The 24,072-nt window shown below is 41.2% G+C and carries 16 protein-coding genes and 2 pseudogenes; 11 read left to right on the top strand and 7 right to left on the bottom strand.

Annotated elements, in window-relative coordinates; genetic code table 11:
- A pseudogene (locus ACO1R6_RS22445) lies at positions 1-441 on the top strand (aminopeptidase); the annotation flags it as partial.
- Between the two features lie 1,099 nt (positions 442-1,540).
- Here ACO1R6_RS22445 and ACO1R6_RS22440 read toward each other — a convergent pair.
- From ACO1R6_RS22440 to ACO1R6_RS22425, 4 genes are all read right to left on the bottom strand, one after another.
- Positions 1,541-2,821 (bottom strand): Y-family DNA polymerase, encoded by a 1,281-nt coding sequence (locus ACO1R6_RS22440; RefSeq protein ID WP_486267519.1) that lies wholly within the window; start codon positions 2,819-2,821, stop codon positions 1,541-1,543.
- A gap of 6 nt (positions 2,822-2,827) precedes the next feature.
- Positions 2,828-3,256 (bottom strand): LexA family protein, encoded by a 429-nt coding sequence (locus ACO1R6_RS22435; protein ID WP_486267517.1) that lies wholly within the window; start codon positions 3,254-3,256, stop codon positions 2,828-2,830.
- Between the two features lie 476 nt (positions 3,257-3,732).
- A complete protein-coding gene (locus ACO1R6_RS22430; RefSeq protein WP_486267515.1) occupies positions 3,733-4,764 on the bottom strand; it encodes a DUF2382 domain-containing protein in 1,032 nt (343 codons plus the stop codon).
- 90 nt (positions 4,765-4,854) lie between these two features.
- On the bottom strand, positions 4,855-5,496 hold the full coding sequence (locus ACO1R6_RS22425; protein ID WP_486267513.1) for an OmpA family protein: 642 nt from the start codon (positions 5,494-5,496) through the stop codon (positions 4,855-4,857).
- 416 nt (positions 5,497-5,912) lie between these two features.
- Between ACO1R6_RS22425 and ACO1R6_RS22420 the strand changes: the two are divergent.
- From ACO1R6_RS22420 to ACO1R6_RS22395, 6 genes and pseudogenes are all read left to right on the top strand, one after another.
- Positions 5,913-6,263, top strand: a pseudogene (locus tag ACO1R6_RS22420) (phosphorothioated DNA-binding restriction endonuclease family protein); the annotation flags it as partial.
- 206 nt (positions 6,264-6,469) lie between these two features.
- Entirely contained in the window at positions 6,470-7,369 is a 900-nt protein-coding gene (locus ACO1R6_RS22415; RefSeq protein WP_486267511.1) for a DUF4007 family protein, read from the top strand.
- Positions 7,359-10,592 (top strand): hypothetical protein, encoded by a 3,234-nt coding sequence (locus ACO1R6_RS22410; protein ID WP_486267509.1) that lies wholly within the window; start codon positions 7,359-7,361, stop codon positions 10,590-10,592. The genes ACO1R6_RS22415 and ACO1R6_RS22410 overlap by 11 nt, the downstream gene beginning before the upstream one ends.
- The gene (locus ACO1R6_RS22405) at positions 10,582-11,793 is read left to right on the top strand and encodes a phosphoadenosine phosphosulfate reductase family protein (RefSeq protein ID WP_486267507.1); all 1,212 of its coding nucleotides are present in this window, start codon (positions 10,582-10,584) and stop codon (positions 11,791-11,793) included. Before ACO1R6_RS22410 ends, ACO1R6_RS22405 begins: the two co-directional genes overlap by 11 nt.
- 9 nt (positions 11,794-11,802) lie before the next feature.
- Positions 11,803-12,885, top strand: a complete 1,083-nt coding sequence (locus ACO1R6_RS22400; RefSeq protein ID WP_486267505.1) for a GmrSD restriction endonuclease domain-containing protein — start codon at positions 11,803-11,805, stop codon at positions 12,883-12,885.
- Between the two features lie 3 nt (positions 12,886-12,888).
- A complete protein-coding gene (locus ACO1R6_RS22395) occupies positions 12,889-13,860 on the top strand; it encodes a protein kinase domain-containing protein (protein ID WP_486267503.1) in 972 nt (323 codons plus the stop codon).
- A 66-nt stretch (positions 13,861-13,926) separates the two neighbouring features.
- On the opposite strand, the gene ACO1R6_RS22390 is transcribed toward ACO1R6_RS22395, so the two are convergent.
- From ACO1R6_RS22390 to ACO1R6_RS22380, 3 genes are all read right to left on the bottom strand, one after another.
- A complete protein-coding gene (locus ACO1R6_RS22390) occupies positions 13,927-16,356 on the bottom strand; it encodes a hypothetical protein (RefSeq protein ID WP_486267501.1) in 2,430 nt (809 codons plus the stop codon).
- A 121-nt stretch (positions 16,357-16,477) separates the two neighbouring features.
- On the bottom strand, positions 16,478-17,959 hold the full coding sequence (locus ACO1R6_RS22385) for an SDR family oxidoreductase (RefSeq protein ID WP_486267499.1): 1,482 nt from the start codon (positions 17,957-17,959) through the stop codon (positions 16,478-16,480).
- Between the two features lie 518 nt (positions 17,960-18,477).
- Entirely contained in the window at positions 18,478-18,906 is a 429-nt protein-coding gene (locus ACO1R6_RS22380; RefSeq protein WP_486267497.1) for a hypothetical protein, read from the bottom strand.
- Between the two features lie 897 nt (positions 18,907-19,803).
- On the opposite strand from ACO1R6_RS22380, the gene ACO1R6_RS22375 reads away from it, so the two are divergent.
- The 4 genes from ACO1R6_RS22375 (at position 19,804) to ACO1R6_RS22360 (ending at position 23,444) form a co-directional block, all read left to right on the top strand.
- Positions 19,804-20,724, top strand: a complete 921-nt coding sequence (locus ACO1R6_RS22375; RefSeq protein ID WP_486267495.1) for a bestrophin family protein — start codon at positions 19,804-19,806, stop codon at positions 20,722-20,724.
- Between the two features lie 616 nt (positions 20,725-21,340).
- A complete protein-coding gene (locus tag ACO1R6_RS22370) occupies positions 21,341-21,658 on the top strand; it encodes a hypothetical protein (protein WP_486267493.1) in 318 nt (105 codons plus the stop codon).
- Positions 21,659-22,059: 401 nt separating this feature from the next.
- Positions 22,060-23,031: an NAD(P)H-quinone oxidoreductase gene (locus ACO1R6_RS22365; protein ID WP_486267491.1), complete on the top strand. Its 972-nt coding sequence runs from the start codon at positions 22,060-22,062 to the stop codon at positions 23,029-23,031.
- 101 nt (positions 23,032-23,132) lie between these two features.
- A complete protein-coding gene (locus tag ACO1R6_RS22360; RefSeq protein WP_486267489.1) occupies positions 23,133-23,444 on the top strand; it encodes a DUF3817 domain-containing protein in 312 nt (103 codons plus the stop codon).
- Positions 23,445-24,072: the final 628 nt, after the last annotated feature.

Raw genomic sequence — 24,072 nt, 5'->3', positions numbered from 1 at the left:
CCGCAAATATTGCAAAAGCAACTAACCCGCATAAAAAACCCTGACCGCCAGCAGCGCCTCCGGTTCTTACTACCGACTTTGGCCCCCGATGCAACTGTGCGCGAAGCTTTCTTCGCCGCGCTGCAGCAGGAACAAAACCGCGAAAAAGAAGCCTGGGTAGTTACGGCGCTTAGTTACCTGCACCATCCCCTGCGGGCTCCAACTTCCCAAAAGTACCTGCCCGCTAGCCTAAACCTGCTGGAAGAAATACAACTAACCGGCGATATTTTCTTCCCTTACGCCTGGCTCCAGGCCACTTTGGGCAATTACCAGACCGCTGCCGCCGCTAATACCGTCCGGGAGTTTCTGCAACAGCACCCCAATTATAACCCCAAGCTCAAAGCCAAAGTCTTACAAGCCGCCGATGATTTGTTTCGGGCCGAGCGTTTAGTTAGTAATTGAATTTTAATAAAGGTTTTTGCAAAGTATAACTATTGCGCATGTGATGTTTATTCCTGGTCGATAGTTATAATCAGCTAAAGTGAAATTTCAATAGCGCAGTTCTGAATTAGGCTTAGGATAAGATGTATTTTAGTGAGTGTAGGGGGAAAGGCTTTATTTTTAAATGCGGTTTCTGGTGTTTATCTTTTGCCAGATTGCATCTTGCAATGCACAGGTCCTAATAGGTAGTTGCTGCTTAAGCTAGCTCCCGGTCGCGGAGCCCCGTCGGTGGGTTCAGGAGGTTGATATTTCCTTTACTCGTTCGTCGGAATGCTACGCACCAGAATATTAGAAGAGAATCTTCCAGCAGAGAATCTTCCAGCAGGTCTTCACCTCACCGACTGCGCTAAGAGCTCTTAGCGGTTGCTATGCAGGATCCTCTTATTCCTTTTCACAGCATTGAACCGTCCCCCTTTGGAGGGGGTAGGGGGAGGATTACACGAACCAAAAACTTCATTTTCCCAATCCAGCCATTTTGCAACATGCCGGTTCAGCCGCAACGCCTTCCCTATTTTAGGGAAGGTGCCCGCAGGGCGGAAGGGTAAAACTAGCAACCCAAAGAAAAAACGTTGTAACCCAATAACCATCAGGCCGGCTCCTCTTCGCCTCGATGATGAGGAGCTAGGCGAGGCGGTGTATTCTGCCTCCAGCCCGCCTAAATCAGGAGGGGCTGGAGGTGGTTTGTTATAATTATTTGAGTTAGAACATATTTAATTATTAACCCCAACTGAGAATTTTAATCAAACTAAGAAGAGCAGTAGCTAAAAGCAAACTACAGCAGTTTGGGCAATGAGGGCCTTTGAACTTTTCGGTGGCGAGGGACGAGCCATTCCGCAGCGGAGCGAGGAAAGAAAAGTTCACCGCCCGAATGACCAAACGGGGCCCCGCGGCCGGGAGCTTACTTAGGCTATAGCTTACCATTAGCACCACTGCCTGGGAAGATGAAATCTTTCAAAAGATAAATAGCTCTACAGCAATTCTTTACTTTTTCCTGCAAAATAAAACTATGATACTCATAAACATACAACAAAGAAGCAATGTTGTCCGGATCGGTTAATCCTTAAATTTTAACCTGCAACAAATCTGCCCAGTGCGTAGAATACCGCGGGCTGCGGTGGACCGTAGTCATTTTCCAGTTTTTTTCCAGGCCGGCGGCCGCGTAGCCTACCGTGTTCAGGGCCCATTCGTTTTTGCCCATTTTGGTATTAAGTTTATCCAGGGCCTGCATCAGCTTCTGGCTTTTACCCCGGTCGGTGGTGTCAAATAAATCCGTCTGGACCTGGTGCGCCGGTATAATTTCCGACAAAATAACGCCGGCTTTTTTATACAAATAGCCTTCCTGGTAAATCTGTTGCAGGGCTTGCAGCGCGTACCGGATAAACTCACCAGTATCGGCCGAGGCAATGGGCAACGCCACCGTAGCTGCCTGGTGGTGTTGGGGCGCCTGCACCGAAAACTTGTTCGTCCGGATAAAAACGGTAATAACCTTAGCGGCGCTGCCTTGTAGCCGTAATTTTTCGGCGGCGCGCGAGGTGTAGGTGGCTACTGCTTCCTGCAGGTCTTTCAGGTGGGTAATGTAGCGGGAGAAAGAGCGGGTACAAGCCAGGTTTTTCCGGGCCGACGACTCTTTAAAATCCAGTTCCTGGCACGGTTGGCCAAGTAGTTCCTGCTGTAGCCGTACGCCCACCACGCCGCCCAGGTGCTTGTATACCCAACCCGAACTACGGTCTACGAGATCGGCGGCGGTATAGACCTGGTGCTGGTGCAGTTTGGCGGCATAGCGGCGGCCCACGCCCCAAATATTTTCTACGGCTAGTTGACGGCGGGCAAAGGCTTGCTGCGCGGGGGTATCGAGCAGGAGGACGCCGTTATAAGCCGGATTTTTCTTGGCCAGGTTATTGGCGGCTTTGGCTAAGGTTTTGGTGGGCGCTACGCCTATGCATACCGGCAAATCGAGGTGCTGGCTAATGGTTTCCCGGATGGTAATGGCGCATTTTTCCCAGTCGGCGGCTGGTACGTGGCTTAAATCCACAAAAGCCTCATCAATCGAATAAACCTCTACGGCGCCAAAGGTTTTCAGGATGTGCATCACGCGCCGCGACATATCGCCGTAAAGCATAAAGTTCGATGAAAAGACTCGTACCTTTTCGCGCTCAATAAGCGGACGGGCCTGAAACAAGGGTTCCCCCATTTTTATACCCAAATCTTTGGCTTCCTGCGAGCGCGAAATAATGCAGCCATCGTTATTCGAGAGTACTACCACGGGTTTGTGCTTGAGCCGGGGCTCGAAAACGCGCTCACACGATACAAAAAAGTTGTTGCAATCAATCAGGGCCAGCATGGTTATTTATACTTTGTGCAACACATGAATGACCACGCCCCACACTGTAAAACCCATATCGGGTAATATTTCCAGGGGTTGGTACCGCTCGTTTTCGGGCCGCAGAAAAACCTGTTTGCCTGCGTAGTGCAGGCGTTTTACGGTAAACTCGCCGTGCACCACCGCCAGCACAATATTGCCGTGACCCGGTTTCAGCGATTTATCTACCACAATTACATCGCCTTCGTAAATGCCGGCGTTCTGCATGGGGTCGCCGCTTACCTGTACAAAAAACGTAGAAGCCGGACGTTTTACAATAAACTCGTTTAAATCTAAGGTGCGTTCGGTAAAGTCGGCGGCCGGCGACGGAAACCCGGCGGGTACGTTATGCTCGTACAATTTTACCTGCACCTGGCCGGGCCGACTAGTAGGAAAATAAGAGGCTAGTAGTTGCATTCGGGTTTAGCATTAGAGATATTTTTGCTAAATATACTGGCTAATTTTAAATATAGTTTATTTATATGCTAAATATTTTAGTAATTTAATTAAAGCAGGACTTCCGCAAAGTTAGGAAAAGTCCCCCTTTGGAGGGAGTAGGGAAAGTATTCACAGTGTAACACAATGACTTCGCGAAAGTCCTGAAAGGTTATCTCTAAAGCATTAATTTTTACGAAGCAAATCAGAAGTTATGGATAAAAGAATTTACCATAGCTATCCTGAAAGACGGATTTATTTAAGAGCAGAACGCCGGTGCTGTAGCCTAAAAGTAAAACGGCATCTTCAGGAAGATGCCGTTTTACTTTGGGTTTAATATATTGCAGGCGTTTTGCAAAGTTGTTGTTTACGCTTTAAATCTTCCCCCTCCAAAGGGGGGACTGTCCGATAACTTAGGGAGACTCTTTACTACTTTACAAACGTCTCATAACTTAGGTCTACACGTTGGTAGGGCGGTTGCGGTTCCGCTCCTCGTCGGTCAGGTAAGTATCATCGTCGTCGGTGCGGGGCCGATTCGTATCAGTGTCCAGGTTTTCTACGTCTACTTCAGTTTTGCGCACCGTGTCCCGGATTACTTCGTCGCGTTCGGTTACTTCTTTGTCCAAGGTTATTTCTTCTACCACGCGGGCTTCTTTGTTAATCACCGGTACTTCGGCGTGTTCGGTCAGTTCAATTTCACCTTCTCTAAAAGCATTAATATCAGCTTCAGTAGCCGGACGGTTTACCGGCGTACGCTCCACGTTTATGTGCTCTTCGCGCAGGGTAATATTTTCTTCTACTTCTTCTTCCACAATCCGGCTGCTAATCCGGGCGCCCCCGGTTTCTACTTCGCGCTTCCCTATCTCCAGGTCTTCTTCTATTATCGGAATAGAGGTATCGCTGTCGAGCAGGTCGCGGGTGGTGTTGGCATCAGTATAATCGGTACTGCTTAAGTCCTCCCGGCGATTACGGTGCAGGCCGCGGTCATTAAAGTGGTTGTGTTCGTAAAAGTCATCGCGGGTATCGGTATCGTCGGTAAGGGCATCGCCGGTCTGGTGGGCCGCACCGCTTATAGCCGCCCCGGTTGCGCCGGCTGCCGCCCCCAAGCCGCCAAATATCGAGCGGATAGAGGTTTCGGTATCGCGGCCAATTTGGTTTTTCTCGTACACGGGTAAAGCCTGCAACTGGTCGGCGGTAACGTTGGGCAATATTACATCATCGTCGTCTTCGTTTAGTTGGGCCAGGCCAATGGGTACCAGCACATGGCGCGGTTCCAGGTCCAGCACACTGTTTTCCAAATCTACTACCATGTAGCGTACTTTCCTGGATTGCACATCAAATATTAGTTCTTCTACCTCGCCAATGGTTTGGCCCTGCGGGGTTTTAATGGTCCAGCCTTTAATATTAGGCTGGCCGTCGGCAATTTCAAAATCGCTGCCGCCTAGCTCCTGCAGGCGGTTGGTTTCGTTATAATTATTATCTCTTTCCATTTTTATTTTTAGTTAAGGGCGCCGGGGTGGGCGCTAATTAAAATAGGGTAAACCAAGGTATTTATTAGTTTACGTGCCTGCCCGTAAAAATTATTCCGAGCGGCGGGCCACAATTTCTACGCGGCGGTTTTGCTGACGGCCGGCGGCCGTTTCGTTAGAAGCTACGGGCCGCGACTCGCCTACGGGGTGCAGCGTAACATGATCCGGGGCAATATTGCCGTTCTGCGTTAGCCAGGTTTGTACGGCGGCGGCGCGTTGTTCGGCCAGTTCTTTGTTATAGCTGGCGCTGCCCTGGGCATCGGTGTAGCCGTAAATACGTACCTGGCTGTTGGTAAAGCGTTTGCCCATCGAGCTGGCAATTTGCTTTAGCTTTTCGGCGGCCTGGGGCTTAATCGCACTTTTATCGGTATCAAACAAAACGGTTTCGTCTACGCTGTAAATGGCATAATCGTCGTTGCCGCGCACGTTAATATCGGTATCGGTTATTTCCTCGTAAGTGGCAGCGGGAGCATCAAAATCTACCGATCCCCAGCCGTCGTCGGTGGCAGTACCGTCGGCGGCGGCCGTAGTAGCCGTAGAATCGCTCAGGGTTGTGCCGGTTGCCTCGGCGTCGTCGGTGGTGCGGTCGCAGCCCCGGAATAAGAAAAATATTAAAGCCAGCGCTACCAAAGCTAATATAAGCCATAACCACCAGGGGTTGCTTTTTTTGGGTTGTACATCTAAATCGGCCATAGTTTTTTCGGGTTATTTTGGATTTTGTCTTGAAATGGGGATTAAGTAAATATCTGCCGGTTTACGGGTGTTTCTACGTATTGGTTATTATAAGTATTTTATTTTCAGGAAGAAATAGGGGAGGGGGTTCTTGAGAGAAGTGAAAACGGTAAGGGATAGTGATTTAAGTAAATTGGACAGGGTAAAGGATAAGGCTAACGGGGTATAGAGCCAAAGAATTGTATAGGATAGCTTAACTGGCAGTATTAATCCGGTTATTACCGTATTTACCGGGCGGTGTCCAAGATTAGGGTTCCGGAATTTATAGTGCCGGCAACGAGTAATCAAAACCTGATTGCTTAAGAAAGCAGAAAAATATACCTGGAAAGCTATTCTGTTTCAGGGCAAAATAGTACATTAAGGAGATTTTGCACCCGATGGACGATAAAGGCGTATTAGAGCAGTTTAGTAGTATTAAAACCTGGCAAAGCAAAGGCACCCGCGCCCCGCACAAGCCGCTTTTAATGTTGCTGGCGCTCGGCGAAATACAAAGAGGCAACATCGGTTTTATTCCTTACGCCACCATTGAGCCAAGACTGAATAATTTATTAGCTGATTTTGGCCCGCCCCGCAAGCAAATTTATACCACCTTCCCGTTTATCCGGCTGGCCAACGATAGCCTCTGGCAGTTTAACAAGCCTGATTTGCTAAACACCAAACAGGATTATACTTCTAAATATTTATTGAGTAATGATTTACAGGGCAAGTTTCCGGATGAAGTGGTGCAATGACAAAAGCCAACAGCTCAGTGAACAAATTTTCTAGGACGTACTCTATTAACGGCTAAGGACTTAAGTAAATCTACAACTTTTTTCTCTCCCGATTTATTTAGTAAAATTTATTCCCTAAGTGGAATTCCTATCTTTGGCATATATAATTTATTTATTTTGTTTACCTTTTATAAATAATTTATTTATCGCTCAATTAGTGAATAATGATTGAAGAGCAAAAACCGCGTATAAAATATTCATTTTTCGGTCATGAATCCTTTACCTGTAAGCACTTTTGGCTTAAAAAAGGGTTCGATTACTTAAGAAACAATAAGTTCTCTGATGAGAATGCTGTTATAGAATTAGGTGTTGGAAAGAACATGGTCACTTCAATCAGGTATTGGCTAAAGGCTTTTGCACTCATAGATAATAATGACAGATTTCAAGAATATACGAATATAATATTCAGTGACAATGGTTTAGACCCTTATGTGGAAGATTTAGGTACTGTTTGGTTTTTACATTATCTTTTGGTTAAGACTGGCCGAGCATCCATTTACAACTTGGTTTTCAATGAGTTTAGAAGAGAACGGCAAAACTTCACGAAAGCTCAATTGCATCAATTCTTAAAAAGGAAGTGCGAAGAGACAGATACAACGTTCAACGAAAATACAATTGCAAAGGATATAAGTGTTTTTATTAGAAGTTATACATTAGCCACCGAAGGGAAGATAGATATTGAAGATGATTATGCCGGAGTAATGCCCGAGTTGAGTTTACTAAATCATTCTAAAATTAGAGAAGACCATGGTACCTTAGTAGATTATTATTGGATCGATAGCTCGGAACGTGATGACCTTCCTTGGCAGTTAGTATTGCTTGCAATTTTAGATAATCCAAGTTATAGTAATACTATAAGTTTTAAAGAGTTGGAAGTTGGTTATAATTCTCCAGGGCTAATTTTTGCTTTAAATGAAAAAGGTCTATATCAAAAGATTCAAGGCATGGTAGAAAATTATCCAGAACAAATCAATTATTCTACAACCGCCGGAAACCGTGTACTTACGGTTAAAAAAGAACAGTTGAATAAGTATGATTTATTAACAAATTATTATGGCCAATAAATTTTCACCATCTGTAAATATAATTAGAGATTTAGATAGGGAAATCGACTATATACCTACTCCTAATTCTAAAGATGTATTTAATCAATTAGTATCTAATTACGAAGCTGGCCATCATTGTTTTAATATAATTGGAGCATATGGTACAGGTAAATCAGCTTTCATATGGGCTTTGGAAAGGACTTTACATAATAAAATCCAGTACTTTAATGATTACTCAAAGTCTTCATTGAAAGAGCAAGTTTTCCAGTTTGAATATTTAATTGGAGAACATACTTCTTTTATTCAGAACCTTGCATCCAAATTTCTTCCTGATAATTTTAATTATACTGTTCAAGAAGTGTTAGGGGCTTTAGATACCTATTATAAAGATGTTAAAGAACAAAATAAAACGCTCGTACTTGTTATAGATGAATTTGGTAAATTTCTTGAGTACGCAGCAAAAAACAACCCGGAGCAAGAACTTTACTTTATCCAACAATTAGCAGAATACATTAATGATTATAATAAAGACATTTTGCTAATTACTGTTCTTCATCAGGATTTTAGCGCCTATTCATTAGGGTTAACTAGATACCAAAAAGAAGAGTGGACGAAAGTTAAAGGAAGATTAAAAGAATTATCTTTTAACGAACCAGTCGAGCAATTACTTTATCTAGCCTCTAAGAAGTTGGCAGATTTGCCAAAAGAGGTAAATTATGTTGTAATAAAGGAGCTATTTGAATCTATTTCAAAAGCTAATATATTCCCTTTACGAGATTATTTTTCAATTGATGTAGCCAAAGATGTTTATCCTTTAGATATTTTAGCAGCAGGCGTTTTAGCTCTTTCCTTACAACATTATGGTCAGAATGAGCGGTCTTTATTTTCCTTTTTGGAGTCAGATGATACTTTTGGATTAGCGGATGTTGTCGGCGAGAAGGGATTTTATAATATTAGCCATGTCTTTGATTATTTAATCTTTCATTACTACTCAGTTCTAAATTCAAAATATAATCCTCACTTTTCGCAATGGACGTATATTAGAAAGTCATTAGACCGTGTAAATACTTTATTAGAAAATCAAATTGAAGATTATTCTAATTTAGTTAAAACGATAGGCTTATTAACAATTTTTTCAACCCCAGGTGGTCAAGTAAATAAAGAATTCTTATCGACTTATGGTAGACTCTCTTTAGGAATTGAAAATGTTCCAGAATTATTAGACAAACTAGAGAGTGTTAAAATAATCCGTTTTAAACATCATGCTAAACAGTATCAATTATTTGAAGGAACAGATTTAGACATTGAGTTAGCAATAAACGAAGCTGGCGAATTAATAGAGAACGTTACGGACGTAGTTAAGTACGTAAAACAATATTTTAATCAACCATACATTCAAGCTAAGCAGATCTCGTACGAGAGAGGGACTCCAAGAATCTTTGAATTTAAGATAACAGATGAGCCTATTTTGGAACTGCCCCAAAAAGAAATTGATGGATATATTAATTTAATATTTTCTGATAAATTTTCGCTAGATGATATAAGAAAAAAGGTTGGTACTCGCCAAAAACCAATACTTTATGGTCTTTATCAAAATACTTTCGAAATAAAAGGATTGATAAGAGAGATAGAAAAAATCAAGAAGGTAAAAGAAAGAAACCCAAATGATAAAGTAGCCTTGCGAGAATTAGAAGATATTCTTGTTCATCAGATAAAGCTTCTTAATCATTATGTTGTAGGTAGCCTATACAGCAACGATAATAAGATAAGTTGGTTTTATAACGGTGGAGCCAATACCCAGGTTATGGACCGCAAAAATTTCAACCGGTGCTTGTCAAATATATGTGAGGAAATTTATCATGGTACTCCTGTTTTTAAAAGTGAACTAGTTAATAAAACAAAAATATCTGGAGCTATTGCAAGTGCCCGTAAAAGTTTTCTTAAAGCATTAACTCTAAATTGGAAAGTGGCAGGATTAGGTTTTCCTGAGAAAAATTTTCCACCAGAAAAAAGCATTTATCTTTCCCTTATTAAAAATACTGGTATTCATAAGTGCCAAGAGAATGAATACATTTTGTCAGAACCGACAGATAAGTCATTTGCCAATCTTTGGCAGGTAGGCAATAATTTTCTAGATAATACCAGAATTAGTGAACGAAATATTTCTGAACTAACCGAAGCTTATTCAGAATCACCTATAAAATTAAAGAAAGGATTTATTGATTTTTGGCTGCCGGTTTTCCTTTTCATTAAGAGGAATGAATTTGCATTGTTCGGTCCTAAAGGATTTATACCCGAAATACATGCGGAAGTCCTTGATTTAGTTATAAAAAATCCAAGTCAATACACTGTTAAAGCTTTTGATGTAGAAGGTGTTCGGTTAACCTTTTTTAACCAATATCGTGAATTTATTCAGAAGGTTTCTGTAGAACAACCAACCACCGAAACATTCATAGAAACCATAAAGCCTTTCTTAACCTTCTTTAAGGGATTACCAGAATATTCAAAGAAAACAGTAAAACTTTCTAAAGAAAGTATTCGCCTAAGGGAAGTTATTTCTAAAGCTAAAGATCCGGAAGCCACTTTTTTTGAAGCAATGCCTCAAGCTTTAGGTTATAGTCTATCTTCTATGCAGCAGGACCCTGATATGCAAGAAGAGTACATTAATTCTTTACAAGTAAGTATAAGGGAACTCAGGACAGCGTATGATAAGTTAATAGAACGGATAGAGATCTTTATTTCAAGAGAAATAGTAGGAACTGAACCAAAATTTGCTATTTACAAGCAAGCACTTCAGGAACGCTATAGTTCTTTAAATCTTTACCAGTTAACAATTAAGCAGAAGACCTTTGTTCAACGTGTTATGTCAGCCTTAGAGGATCGTAACGCTTGGCTCACCTCTTTGGCTACTGCATTAGTACAAAAACAAATACCAATCTTCGATGATGCTGATGAGGTTTTGTTTTATGAAAGCTTCCAAAAGCAAGTATATCAATTAGATTGCCTATTAGACTTAGCCAATGCAAATATAGATTTAGAGCGGGAAGATGCTTTTAAATTAGAAATAAATTCTTTTGAAGATGGTTTACAGCAGAGAATTATACGGTTGCCGAAGCAGAAATTCCAAGAAATGAGGGTTTTAACAGAACAAGTAAATATTAGTTTAAGTGATATAGGTGACCAACAAGCTATTCTCATTTTAACTAATTTGCTGAAAGAAAGATTGAAAAATGAAAAGTAAGGTACGTCATGTGCTCGGAATTTCGGGAGGTAAGGATAGTGCAGCACTAGCAATATACTTAAAAGATAATTATCCAGATTTGGATATCGAATATTATCTGTGTGATACTGGTAAAGAGCTTCCGGAAACTTACGATTTAATCAATAACTTAGAAAGTTACTTAGGCAAGACAATTAAAAGATTAACTCCTGTAGAGAATAGTCCAATTGCTTCCTTCGATCATTACTTACAACTTTATGGGGGTTACTTGCCATCTTCTAATGCTAGGTGGTGTACTAAAAAGTTAAAACTTGAGCCTTTTGAAGATTTTGTTGGTGAAGATCCCATAATCTCTTATGTTGGTATAAGAGGAGATGAGGATCGCGAAGGATATATATCTAAAAAGCCTAATATACAATCTATATTTCCTTTTCGGCGAAATATTTGGAGTGAAGATGTTATAGAAAAGGTCTTGCAAAATGATAACATTCCCTTCTTACTAAATCAATACGAACAACTAATAGAGAAACAAGCTCTAAAGAGTGTTGTTAATACTCTTTCTAAGTTCATTTCAATAAGTTATTCTAAGAAAAATAAACTTGATGAATTATTAGATAAGGGAGTTATAGTTTTTAATAAAGCTGTTTTTGCTTTTTTAAAAACTACCCATTATCCGTTAAGTCAAATTGATTTTTTCCCACTCCTAGAAAATGAAGATAATTTAATTAGAGCAGATATATTTCGTCTTCTTGAAACTTCAGGAGTAGGAGTGCCAAAATATTATAATAAAATAGAATACAACATAAATGGAGCAAAGGGGACATATGCCCGTAGCCGCTCTGGTTGTTACTTTTGTTTCTTTCAACAAAAGATAGAATGGGTTTGGTTATTTGAAAACCATTTGGAAGAATTCCTGAAGGCTGAACTTTATGAGAAAGATGGCTATACGTGGATGCAAGAGGAAACCTTAAGAGAGTTAATTGGTGTACCAACAAATGATGAAGCTGGTAACAGAATTGAACTATGCAAACTTGATATTGAAATTGATAAAATAGTTTGGATAAATTATGAAGTATTGAATAATAGAGATACTTCTCGTACCGATTCAATTAAAGAAGAGCGCAGGCTAAGAGACTCCAAGGATAAAGGTATAAAATCCAATTATCTTTTAGATATATTAGATGATTCTGAGGAAGAAGGTTGCGCAGCTTGTTTTATTTAAATTTTACCTATGAGATACGAAATTAGTGAATGGAAAATTGATCAAATACTAAGGTTGTATGATCAGGATAAATTAAATTTATCTCCTCCATATCAGAGAAATGATATATGGTCACTACCTGCAAAAAAGAGATTAATTGAATCAATTCAATTAGGTTACCCGTTGCCGTCATTTTTCTTACATAGGAAAGAAAATAATAATTATGATGTTGTGGATGGTCAGCAGCGGATCCGTACATTTTTAGGCTTTGTAAAGGCAGCCTTTTCAGATATTAATAAAAAATTTTTTGATATAAATTCTGATTATTCATTTTTAGAGTTTAGAATTTCTATAGTTATTGTTGAAACAGAAGAAGGAGACTCAATTGAAGATTTTTATTACCGAGTAAATAATTATGGATCAAAGCTTAATAGACAAGAAATTATAAAAGCCCAGTATTCGGATACTTTCTTTCTTAATCTTGTTGAAGAACTTTCAACTAATGAGGACTTTAGTGCATTAGGGTTGTTTTCGGCGAATGCTGCTACTAGAATGATGGATATCGAATTTATATCAGAATTGATTTCTCAATTGAAATTTGGTATTACGGATAAAAAGAAGTACGCAGAAAGATTATACGAAATAATTTCTACAAAAGAAGAAGCCGCTGATTTAAGAATAAAATTTTTAGATATTATCAGTAGAATACAAAGACTGAATAAAATTTTTCCAATTAATCAAACAAGGTACAAGCAAAGAAATGACTTTTATACTCTCTTTGGATTTATTTACCAAATCCTTTCTTTAGAGAACTCGACATTAGAATATTTCTACAGAATTCTTGTGGCTATTGGAGAAGATATTTCACCATCTAATATGATGTGTGCTCCTTTACAAAACTATGCTTTTAATTGCGTAAGTCAATCAAATTCAACAGATGCAAGAAATGAACGGTTAAAGTTTTTTCATGAAGTTTTACTTAATGAGTCAACCGGCCTTAATGATACACAGGAAGAAATACTTGAATTTTATGAACTTAAGCCAGAACCTTATGAAATAGAGGGTTATATTACTTTAAATGTTGAAGAGTTAGAGAAAATTAAATCTTTTTAGTTTATGAAGTTGGCAAGAGGTTTTATAGCTCTCTCAAATGATCCTAAATATAATATCCTTGAAAATGAAGGTAAATTTTATAGAATTGAGAAACTTGGGGATTACGATTTCTCGAAAGGAGGAAATTCTAGTGTTTTTTCGTTGTATGATGAGGATGGAACCGCGAAAGCAATAAAAATATCTAAAGATCCATTTGTAAAACCCTTATCTAGGAAAGAGATTAGTGGTTTGTCTAGTTCTGCTAGCTACAATTATTCTAGAAATAGTAAATCAAACGCTAGATTTTTAGAAGAAATTCAAGCACTAAGAATTGCAAAGGAAGAGGGTTTCTCAAATGTAGTAGAAACTTATTTCGATGGAGTAATAGAAATCGAGGGTTCAAGTTATTTATACTTTGTAATGGAAAAAGCAGAAACTGATCTTAAGGAACATATCCTTAATAACCTCAACATTGATGAGCAAGAAAGGTTTAAGATATGTTCTGAGGTTATGGCTGCAATTAAGCAATTACATGGCAAAGCAATTTATCATAGGGACATCAAACCAGATAATATTTTACTATTTTCTTCTAAAAGTGAAGATGTAAAAACATGGAAGATTAGTGATTTAGGATTAATTAGCAAAGGAAAAAGGAATCCATTAGACTATGCCGGTGAGCGAATTGGTCCGTTCGGATGGATTTCTCCTGAGGCTATGAATAAATATTTAACTGAGCGTTATAATTTAAATCATGATTGTTTAATCGATGATTATTCAGATGTTTTTCAATTGGGAGAAATATTCTGGTTTGTATATCAAGGTAATGTTCCATTAGGCCAAATATTATATGAAGATTTTATTTGTGAAATAAATAAGAATAAAGAAAATATATTTAATATTATCAAAAATATGCTGCAATATGCTAAATCTAGAAGATTATTGGTTTCTGATCTTGAACAACATATAGCTACTATAAGCCATGAGTTAGGTTTGTAACCTTTTTAAATGTCATTAAACAGTTAAATCGGGTCAAAATTAAGGCCGACCCATTTATTATATAAATTATCCTTCATCTAGGCTTTTCAATAATTCGTCCATTCCAAAGTTCAAAAGGAAATCAGAATAATAATTATCAAAAATATCTTTAAGATATTCTTCTAAGGTAATATCATCTTCTTTACCTTCACGATCTATACTAAATTTGTAGTTCCGCTTTTTTGTAATCATATATAGGAACAAAGTATGGAAATATACTGAAGATAAATAACGCTTTTCCGCAACCCTATGCTGCTCTTCAGAAATGTTTTTAATTTTCGAAAGATAGGATAGGAATACATGACTATCTATGTTGATATAAATAATATCCAGCTTGTCACCTTCTCCACTTGGGTACATAACGGTCTCATGGTTCATTATAATACCACCAGCTTCAAGTTCTTGCCACTGACTTTCGTGTACTTTTTTTAATTCAGGCAAGCCTAATGAATCCATTTCTTCCTCCTTCTTCTCAGGAACCTGTTCTTTGGGAGCTTCTGGATCGCTTATTTTAACTAAAATGTGCTCATCAAATATAGGCCCTGCCCCGTTTAAAGAAATTTTAACCTCTAGCTCATCACCGACATTTACTTCCTTAGTTGGATTAAGCGTTATTTTAATATTTCCTTTATTAGGACTGCTCTTAACAATATTAAGTACTTCCGTTATTTCTCGGTCTGTACCAGGTTTAGTCCCACCATTACGCTTATCGCGTTTAATATTCTGCAAAGCAAGTTTTAAGTTGCCCGGTTCCTCTGTCCTATCAAAATATTGATCTTCTACGTCACTCTCAAAAATAATTGATTTCTCTCCTCCCAGTGGGACCTTAACTGTTGGTATTTCATCACCTGTTCTACCTTTAAGCTTAAACATACTCGGAAACCGCTGCGGTAAAAATGGTTCGCTTGCTTTCTTATGTTTATTCTCCTTCTTGGGTTGATTATTAACTGGTTTCTTTGGTTCTTCTAGCTTCAAAGTCTGACTTAGCAGTTTCATTAAATCGCTGTTTTTTGGCAGATTTTTAGCAAAAGATTTAATAAGCTCCGTAGTATCCTCACTTTCTAAACCAATCGAACTTTTTCGATGCTTGTTAATTTCTTCCAGCTTACTTTTTCTTAACTTTTCTGAAAGATATTCTCTAAGCTTTTTTACCTCTTCTCCCTGTTTCAAGCGATCCCTTGAAGCCATAAACAACTCCTTTCGGAAAGTATACTTCATATGTGTGCAATCAACATGTATGAGCAAGTAGTCTTTTAAAAGATTAAATTTTAATGCACGCGTTACAAATTCAGAAGTATAATGCCCATGAACCTGCCCATTCACAGAGAACATAACAGACATATTGTTTTTAAAATATCTATCTCGAATAATATCCTTGCTCTTTTTTACATCTTTGTCCTTAATTTTTGGATTAAAGACATAGCATGTCAATTTCATAGAGCCAAATAATTCATCTTGATATTCTTCGGAGAAATACTGATCAATGTATTCGTTGCTTTCTCTTTCAAGCCTTCTCTTCAAACCATAAAGGTCTAATTCAAGAACTTTGTTATTTGGATATCGGCTCTTACTATCAACTGTTAATATAGGTAAGGCTGGATCAAACAAATATTCATTGATGCTTTGATTTAAATCTTGGGCAAATCCTGCATAACCAGGTGGAAATTGATAGGAGTAGAGTTTAATGATGGTACCTGTCTTAAACTTTCTATTGTGTAACTTTAAGTCTTGTTCTTCAAAATCAAAAGCTGGTATTTCCCCTTGTAATACTAAATATTCGTACCAAGAATTCTTTTTAACCTGTTCCTCTTGTTCGGTTAGTGGGTGTTCTCGAATGAGTGTAAAACCAAAACTACCTGTATTGTCAAACTTTTTAGAAGCAATAAGCTGGTATCCTTGTTTGCCAGAAAAGACGATAGCGCCACTGCCACCCATATTATACTTTCCCTGTACAAAATGAATTTCATTTTTATTACCTCTTAATAGCGATAAAAAGGAATTTTCAAAATCTTCTGGATGCTGTCCTTCACCATTATCATATATAATTACAGATGTGTTTCTAGGCGTTCCATCTGCTATTATTTGTATGTTTTCTGCTTGCTCCTTCCGATATTTGCTTAAATCCCAACTACTTTGGTTTGGGAAAAACTTTTTTACAGCTTCTTCAACTGTTTTAGGCGCTTCTGCCGATTTGGGATCTATTCCAGCTTCATAGCACTTTTTCATTAGAGTAGCATCTATTGAATTAGTAACTTTTTCGACCAATGCAGCAATAGGAGAGGATTGCTGATTCTCAATAACCCCGTAGTTGCTTTCATTTCCTCCTAATGGCTTCCAGTTCTCTTTTCTGAAGATGTCAGGATTTTTCGTAATTAGATTATCAACATCTTGCTCAGTTTGTGCTTCAAACAATAATTTGAATACTTGTTTTAAACTTAAAGTAGAATCTGAAAACATGTAATAAAACTATTAGGATAAGGTTAATAAGGCTAAATATAGTATTTTTATTATTAAGTTTTATACAAGAATTTGTATAAAACTTTCTACTTATGGATTTTAAATTAACTAGGTAGAAACTTTAATTTTTACCATGGCCTAAATTGCCGTACCGGATTACATTATTCGCCATGCCCTCGAACACGAAGAAATGAAACGGTAACACAGCATACCAGTACAGGCGGCCCAGCAAGCCTTTGGGCCGGAAAGTGGCCGTTTGCCGGAGAAAAGGTCCGTTATCGGTTTGCATAATTTTAAATTCCAGCCAGGCTTCGCCGGGTAGTTTCATTTCGGCGTACAGCAACAAACGCTGATTTTGTTTGTCGGCGGCCAGCACCCGCCAGAAATCGAGGGTGTCGCCGGTGTTAATGGTATGCACGTTGGTGCGGCCGCGGCGCAAACCCACGCCCCCCGCCAGCTTATCCATCAGGCCGCGTATATGCCAGAGCCAGTCGCCGTAGTACCACCCGCGCTTGCCCCCAATCGACCAGATATTGTCGAGCACCTGGTTTACGTTAGTGGTAATGGGTTTCTGCCGGCGGTCGGTAAAGCAGCCATCTTCGGGCACCTTTATGTGTTCCAGCAAAGAATTATCTACGTTACTCGATACCAGCGAGTCTTTCCAGCTCGATACCACGTTGTTTTGTTCTATTTTCTGAAAAGCCAGTTCTACCGCTTTTTTGTAGGGGATGGGGGTAATGCCCAGCAGTTGCTCCAGGTTTTTATCTTTCGCAATTACTTCTACTTTCATGCTGTTTACCAGGTTGGTAGCCAGTTGGTAAGAGGTAGCCGTTACAAAATACAACCAGTACGACGACAGTCGCGGCGTCATGACGGGCACTGTGAAGATGAACCGTTTGAGTCCGCGCACCTGGGCAAACTGCAGCAGCATTTCTTTGTAAGATAAAATATCGGGTCCGCCCACGTCGTAGGCCTGGTTCAGGGTTGCGGGTTTACCCAAAACGCCGGTTAAATATTCCAATACGTTCCGGATGGCAATGGGCTGGGTGCGGGTGTTTAGCCATTTAGGGGCAATCATAACGGGTAGCTTTTCGACGAGGTCGCGGATAATTTCGAAAGAGGCGCTGCCGGAGCCCACAATAATGCCGGCCCGCAGGGCAGTTACCGGTATGCCGCTTTGGCTTAATATTTCTTCTACTTTTTTGCGCGAAGCCAGGTGCCGCGAGAGCTGGGTACTGTTGGTAATGCCGCCCAGGTAAATGATTTGCCGCACGGCGGTGGGTTTAATCAGTTGAATAAAGTTATGCGCCGAAGTAGCTTCCAGTTGCCCGAAATCTTTGCTGTGGGTGCTCATGGAGTGGATGAGGTAGTAAGCCGCCTGGATGCTTCGGATTTTTTCGTTAGGCTGGTTGGCCTCGGTAGGGGTAAGGGGCTCCAGGAAATCGATTTCGAGCAAAGAAATATTAGGGTGTCGGTAAATGCCTTCCTGCGGGAACCGGTGGATATCGCGGACGCAGCAAATTACCTCGTGCCCTTGTTCCAGGAGCACCGGCAAGAGTCTTTTGCCAATGTAGCCGGTGGCACCCGTCAGCAGTATTTTCATAAACCTTTTTGGTTGTGGTTGGCCAGCGGGTCTGGTGGCGTCAACGCGCTAGCCGTTGCTTACCGGTAGCTTTGCCCCGTTGGTTTTCTTTCTTTTTCAGGCCAAGCCCGTTACTCCAACATCAGGTAAACAGTTTAAAGCCCGGAATGTTATGGGCGTAAGAAGGGTTGGTTGTTCTGGGGGGCTTTTTTAAAGCCTTGTTTTAAGCGAAGAGGTGTAGGGTACTTTATAGAGAAGTAAAACAGCGGCCGGGCTGGCTTGGTATTGGCGCAAGGCTGAAGACTTGCGGGCAGGGCAAGGCGCCAGTGCCGTTCTGCTTGACACTGGCATTAGGGGGAAGTAAGTAATTACCTAGGTAAAGCATTCTACGTTTAGCAACCTAGGGCTATTGCTCCAGGGTTGGTTATAAGGCGGGTGAATGGTACCTGTTACTGCCGGGCAAAAAAATAAGCCTCGGGTTAAGGAGGCTTATTTCGGGAAATATAATAGTATAATGCAGCTTAATCTGCCGAGCTTTGTTATGGCTTCGGTACCAATTCGTATTCTGTCTTAGAATTGTCAGCAGGGTCAGTATAATTAACCTTTAAAGAATTTTCTTTTAATTCCACTATAGTCCAACGTTCTTCGTCATCTGTTCCGGGGTCCAAAACAATTATGGTTTCATTAGAAGCAAATTCCCATTTTCCGGGTTCTGCTGTACCAAGGAAACTTTCAGTATAATTTTTATCGGTATTAAACTTGTATTCTAAAAGTTGCAAAAATGCAATAAGTGGTTCTTGGGTTTCATCCATGCCATTTACTTTGGCTTTATTTACTTTCCAGGTTTTGGCAGTAAGTAAAGCTAGTTTAGATGGGGCAGGGGCGTCGTCTTTGTCTTTATCTCCGCAAGCCGCCAAATTGAACACCAATGCTACTAAGAGCATGTAATAGAGCGTAAATTTTTTCATGAAAAGAATGGATTGTTAAGTTGTTGATTAGAATTGGTATTTTTTATTATAAAGGTTTAATAATGAAGTAAATGTCTCATATATTATTGAATAATAAAAATATTAGTAAAAATATATATTAAAATATTTTTACTAAATCCTATGCCAAAGCAAGTGTAAATAATACAATTAAAACATTTTTTATTTTAACGGTTACTAATAGTGCAAAGGCCGCTGCTGGCATCAGGTTGGTAGATGTTTTACCCGGTAAGCTTATAAAAATATTTTATTTATACTTGGGCCTGGAAGTGGAGCGTACAACTACTGGATTAAAAAGCCGGGTTGATTTGAATTGAAATTTACCACCCCCAACCCCTCCTAAAATAGGCGGGGAGCGCGGTAATACCACTTTTAAGGTTCACTTAAGGTAGCAAACACTTCGTGAGCAATAGATATTGATAAAATATATCTGTAAAGAAGAAGACAGAATAGCAGTAACTACTGGCAAATATCGCAGTCAGTGGAGTGAAGACCTGCTGGAAGATTCCCTTCTGGAAGAGAATCTTCTTGGATTCCGGTGCTTTAGCATGGCGCGGTACTAGCAAAAATAAGATTAGACCGTCTGAACTCACCGACGGGCCCCGCGGCCGGGAGCTTTCTTCGATATTTTAAACTAGTTAGACCAATCTATTGCAAGATGGAATCTGGCAAAAAGGAAGCGTCCAAACCCTAAATATCCTCTTAATTTATCCTGGCTATTCCATCTCCTTAATAGTCCGAAATACTTTTAATACCCACCAGCCCGTAAGCGCTCAGATAAACCGGGGCTTTCCGGATCTGTTTTATAAACCCTGACACTGCAAGGTTTTATTGGTTTTGCGGGCCGGCCTTTTTACATTTGCCGACAAGTTTTGGATCATGATTATAAAAGAAAGAAGTAACTGGTTCCGGATGCTGTTTGTATGGCACGGGTCGGTGTTGCCGGATATTTTGCCGCGGTTGATTGCGCTTTTCCTGCTTTCCTCTTTTATCGTGTATCTTCGGGGGCAACTTTTTGAGTACAAAATTCCGCTTAACCCTGCACCCTTTACGCTTATTGGCTTGGCACTGGCTATTTTTTTAGGTTTCCGGAACAACGCCAGTTACGACCGTTTCTGGGAAGGCCGTAAACTTTGGGGCGCTTTGCTGATAGATACCCGCTCGCTGGTCCGCCAGGCCCTGACTATGAGCGGCCTGCCCCCCGATTCTGAAAAGATTACAGACTTTACCCGCTTGCTGATAGCGTTTACCTACGCCTTAAAACACCAGTTGCGCCGCACCGATGCCACTCCCGACCTGGCGCGCCTGCTGCCCCCCGACCTCGCCCAAGCCGTGCAAAAAGCAAAATACAAACCCATCCGGCTGCTTCGCGAATTAGGCAACTGGGTACAGGAACTTAAAACTACCGGCCATATCGATTCTATTACCCAAACCGCCTTCGACCATAACCTAAACCAACTCTCGGGTATTGTGGGTGGCTGCGAACGCATTGCCAGCACGCCCATACCTTATACCTACAGCGTGCTGCTGCACCGCACCGTGTACATTTATTGTTTTTTGTTGCCTTTTGGCTTGGTCGATAGCATTGGCTGGATGACGCCGGTAATGGTGGTTTTTGTGGGGTATACTTTTATTGCCCTCGATGCCCTGGTTACCGAACTGGAAGAGCCCTTCGGCGAAGAACCCAACGATTTGGCCCTGAATGCCATGAGCCAGAATATTGAAACCTCCTTGCTCGAAATGATTGGCCAGGAACCACCCGTTTTCCCCAAAAGCCGCAGGCCTTTTTTAGCTGATTAAGCAGTGGTTTAATTTTTACCGGAATTGCTATGTGCTTTTAAATCTAGAAGTAGTTAATGCTATGCTACTGGCTGGTAGGCTTGGGTGAGGAAAAGAAATTTACCACCCCCAGCCCCTCCTAAAATAGGCGGGTAGCTCCGGTAATGCCACTATATCTGCTAACCCTTTGTAGCGAACTGGTACTATAAAGACAACAAGCTATTAATAATTAATTATTCAACAATTAGATTATTCTGTAACAAACGCAATAGTAGCAGCTACAGGTAAACTACATCAGTTTGGGAGATGAGGGCCTTTTGGAAGATGCTCTTCTGGATTTCTGGTGCGCCGCATTCCGAGGTACGAGGAAAAGAAATAGCAACCGCCCGAATGACCAAACGGGGCCTCGCGGCCTTGAGCAAACTTAGGCATCTGAAAACAGTTAGCACTTAGGTATTGAAAGATGCAATCTTGCAAAAGAGAAACAGTCTATCTTGTCCATACTTCTGGTAACTCATGGGTATTATCTTCTTCAATAAATTTTAAATAGTATTTAAATCGGAAAGTAGCTTCTTTTTTATTTGATTTTCAGACATTAAACTACTTTTTGCGTAAGCAAAAATATGATTTTAAAGCGATGAAAAAGAAGAGCTTCATTTTATTTGTCGGGGCAGGATTATTTACCTTGCTCACGAACCAGGCGGTGGCCCAAACAACCGGAACCGGTACCCAGCCAACCACCCAAACTACTACGCCCGAAGAGGATAAACAACGGTTAGCCGAGGCCCGCAAAGAAGCCAAAGCAGCCAAAAAAAATGCCCGTGAAACCGAAAAAATGGATGATGCCGCCGATAAAGTAGCCAAGCAAACCCGTAAAGCGGCCAAAATGGAGGCCCGGGCCCAGCGTACACGCAAAAAAGCTGATAAAGCTGCCCGGAAAGCGGGCGATATGTAAGCGGGAAATATTTCTGGCTGGGCGCAAGCTAATTATTTTTACCTGGGGTTAAGCCCTGTTCTTTAAACCTCCCGGCCACTGGTTCGGGAGGTTTTATTTTTAACGGCAAAATGGTTTTACTTATACGCCCAGGTTTAAAGACCTGCATTTAGGCCGAATCAGCAATGGTTTTTAGCGCCGCGCCCAGAAAACAGCAGCACTACTAACGATTGGTAAAGTCTGGTAAATAAAAGCTTAACCAGAAATAATAAACAAAAAAACGGTTTTGGGGTAAGTAAGGTAAGTTCCGGAACTTATAAAAGCATTTATAAAGCCCCGTTTATTACCGGCCCAAGCGTATTTATGGCTTAACCCGGGTAATTTAGTTTGACGCGGCTTTTTTAATAAGCACCTTTATACTTATGCAAGCCATTGTAATAACCCAACCCGGCGGCCCCGAAGTGCTGCAACTACAGGACCGGCCGCGGCCCGAACCCGCCCCGCACGAAGTTTTAATAAAAGTAAAAGCTGCGGGAATAAACCGGCCCGATACTTTCCAGCGCAAAGGCGGCTATCCACCACCCATGGGCATATCGCCGGACATTCCGGGTTTGGAAGTGGCCGGCGTAATAGAAGCCTGCGGAGCAGCTGTAACGCGCTGGCAACCTGGTAATGCGGTTTGTGCTTTATTGGGTGGTGGTGGTTACGCACAATATGCGGTGGTAGATGCCCGCCATTGTTTGCCCATACCGGCTAATCTAAGTTTTACCGGGGCCGCTTCTTTGCCCGAAACCGTATTTACCGTTTGGCATAATGTTTTCCAGCGCGGACAACTGCAGCCCCAGGAAAGTGTGCTGGTGCACGGCGGTAGCAGCGGCATTGGCATTACGGCTATTCAACTGGCCCGGGCGTTTGGTGCCCGCGTGTTTACCACCGCCGGCAGCCCCGAGAAATGTGCCCGCTGCGAAGCCTTAGGTGCCGAACGGGCCATTAATTACCGGACCGAAGATTTTGGGACGGTGTTGCAGGCGGAAGGCGTAGACGTAATCCTGGACATGATTGGCGGCGATTACACCCACAAAAACCTGAACTTGTTGCACCCCGATGGCCGGCTGGTGTTTATCAATGCCATGCAGGGCGCGCCTGCCGATTTTAACATTCAGCACCTGATGCGCCGCCGCCTGACCATTACCGGCAGCACGCTACGTCCCCGTTCCGCCGATTTTAAAGCCGAGCTAACCGCAGCGGTAGAGCAACACGTATGGCCTTTGCTGGAGAATGGTAGCTTTAAACCAATTATTTACCAGGAGTTTTCGTTGGCGCAAGCCGCGCAGGCCCATGCCGTAATGGAAAGCAGTACCCATATTGGTAAACTGGTTTTAACCGTAGCCTAAGGTTTTAAAGCCAGGCTTTACCGCATTAAATGCACCGGGTTAGGCTTAACCTCAAATTCATTTGCTATTTTTGCGTTATTTATTCAGACGTAAACATTAGCATGAATCAAAATAAAGGTAAAAGCGCCTTGCAGCGTTTCCGGTATATTGGTATTCTGGAAGGTATCTCGTATTTGTTGTTGTTATTTATTGCCATGCCGCTTAAGTATTTGGCTAAAATTCCGGAGCCGGTAAAATACGTGGGTTGGGCACACGGCGTATTATTTGTACTGTTCGGGTTGGCTTTGCTGCAGGTGTGGTTGGTACGGCGTTGGTCTTTTACCAAAGCCGCCGGTGCTTTTATTGCCTCCCTGCTGCCGTTCGGTACGTTTGTACTGGATAAGCGCCTCCGCCGCGAAGAGCAGGCATTGTAAACCGTTAGGTAAGTAATGAACTAGTAATGAATAAGAAAGTTTACTTATTTAACAGCAGCGTTTTATTTATTTACTTGTTTTGTATTCTACCGGAAAAGTAGCGAAAGTGCCATGGGTGGTGTTATCACCACCCATCATTTATTTATTGGCCGGAGGGAAATACCACAGCCATCCGGCTAAGGATTAAATATATTCACTCCCGCTGACTACTTGTAAAGGCCTTTTTTTGATTGGCCGGCAGTTAAGAACTTTCTTTTATCGGTACACACCCGTAACTGGCGCGGGTAGCAGGAGCTTAGACTAATCTTTCCCTTGGCCTGACAGTTATGGTGAAAACATTTAAAGCGGGCTGATAGTAGGTGCCACGCTTTTTATTTAGTAACCTTTCCACCTTGCGGACGCCTTGCCTCAATTAGGAAGGTGGTGTGGCTGAACCGGCATGTTGCAAAATAGCTGGATTGGGAAAATGAAGTTTTGGGTTCGTGTCATCCTCCCCCTACCCCCTCCGAAGGGGGACGTTCAATGCTGTGAAATATGCTTGCTTAAATTATTGAGTTAAATTAGAACAGCGGTAACTAAGAGGTAATTACAGCAGTCGGTGGAGTGAAGACCTTCTGGAAGATTCTCT

It is taken from the genome of Adhaeribacter sp., from assembly GCF_057359045.1.
Note: the sequence above shows the minus strand (reverse complement) of the source record. Positions and strands in the feature narration are given on the sequence as shown.

What these genes read in the sequence shown, in the direction of transcription:
- ACO1R6_RS22440 (WP_486267519.1), bottom strand. Translation starts at nt 2,821, where the DNA reads ATGCTGGCCCTGATTGATTGCAACAACTTTTTTGTATCGTGTGAGCGC.
- ACO1R6_RS22435 (WP_486267517.1), bottom strand. Translation starts at nt 3,256, where the DNA reads ATGCAACTACTAGCCTCTTATTTTCCTACTAGTCGGCCCGGCCAGGTG.
- ACO1R6_RS22430 (WP_486267515.1), bottom strand. Translation starts at nt 4,764, where the DNA reads ATGGAAAGAGATAATAATTATAACGAAACCAACCGCCTGCAGGAGCTA.
- ACO1R6_RS22425 (WP_486267513.1), bottom strand. Translation starts at nt 5,496, where the DNA reads ATGGCCGATTTAGATGTACAACCCAAAAAAAGCAACCCCTGGTGGTTA.
- ACO1R6_RS22415 (WP_486267511.1), top strand. Translation starts at nt 6,470, where the DNA reads ATGATTGAAGAGCAAAAACCGCGTATAAAATATTCATTTTTCGGTCAT.
- ACO1R6_RS22410 (WP_486267509.1), top strand. Translation starts at nt 7,359, where the DNA reads ATGGCCAATAAATTTTCACCATCTGTAAATATAATTAGAGATTTAGAT.
- ACO1R6_RS22405 (WP_486267507.1), top strand. Translation starts at nt 10,582, where the DNA reads ATGAAAAGTAAGGTACGTCATGTGCTCGGAATTTCGGGAGGTAAGGAT.
- ACO1R6_RS22400 (WP_486267505.1), top strand. Translation starts at nt 11,803, where the DNA reads ATGAGATACGAAATTAGTGAATGGAAAATTGATCAAATACTAAGGTTG.
- ACO1R6_RS22395 (WP_486267503.1), top strand. Translation starts at nt 12,889, where the DNA reads ATGAAGTTGGCAAGAGGTTTTATAGCTCTCTCAAATGATCCTAAATAT.
- ACO1R6_RS22390 (WP_486267501.1), bottom strand. Translation starts at nt 16,356, where the DNA reads ATGTTTTCAGATTCTACTTTAAGTTTAAAACAAGTATTCAAATTATTG.
- ACO1R6_RS22385 (WP_486267499.1), bottom strand. Translation starts at nt 17,959, where the DNA reads ATGAAAATACTGCTGACGGGTGCCACCGGCTACATTGGCAAAAGACTC.
- ACO1R6_RS22380 (WP_486267497.1), bottom strand. Translation starts at nt 18,906, where the DNA reads ATGAAAAAATTTACGCTCTATTACATGCTCTTAGTAGCATTGGTGTTC.
- ACO1R6_RS22375 (WP_486267495.1), top strand. Translation starts at nt 19,804, where the DNA reads ATGATTATAAAAGAAAGAAGTAACTGGTTCCGGATGCTGTTTGTATGG.
- ACO1R6_RS22370 (WP_486267493.1), top strand. Translation starts at nt 21,341, where the DNA reads ATGAAAAAGAAGAGCTTCATTTTATTTGTCGGGGCAGGATTATTTACC.
- ACO1R6_RS22365 (WP_486267491.1), top strand. Translation starts at nt 22,060, where the DNA reads ATGCAAGCCATTGTAATAACCCAACCCGGCGGCCCCGAAGTGCTGCAA.
- ACO1R6_RS22360 (WP_486267489.1), top strand. Translation starts at nt 23,133, where the DNA reads ATGAATCAAAATAAAGGTAAAAGCGCCTTGCAGCGTTTCCGGTATATT.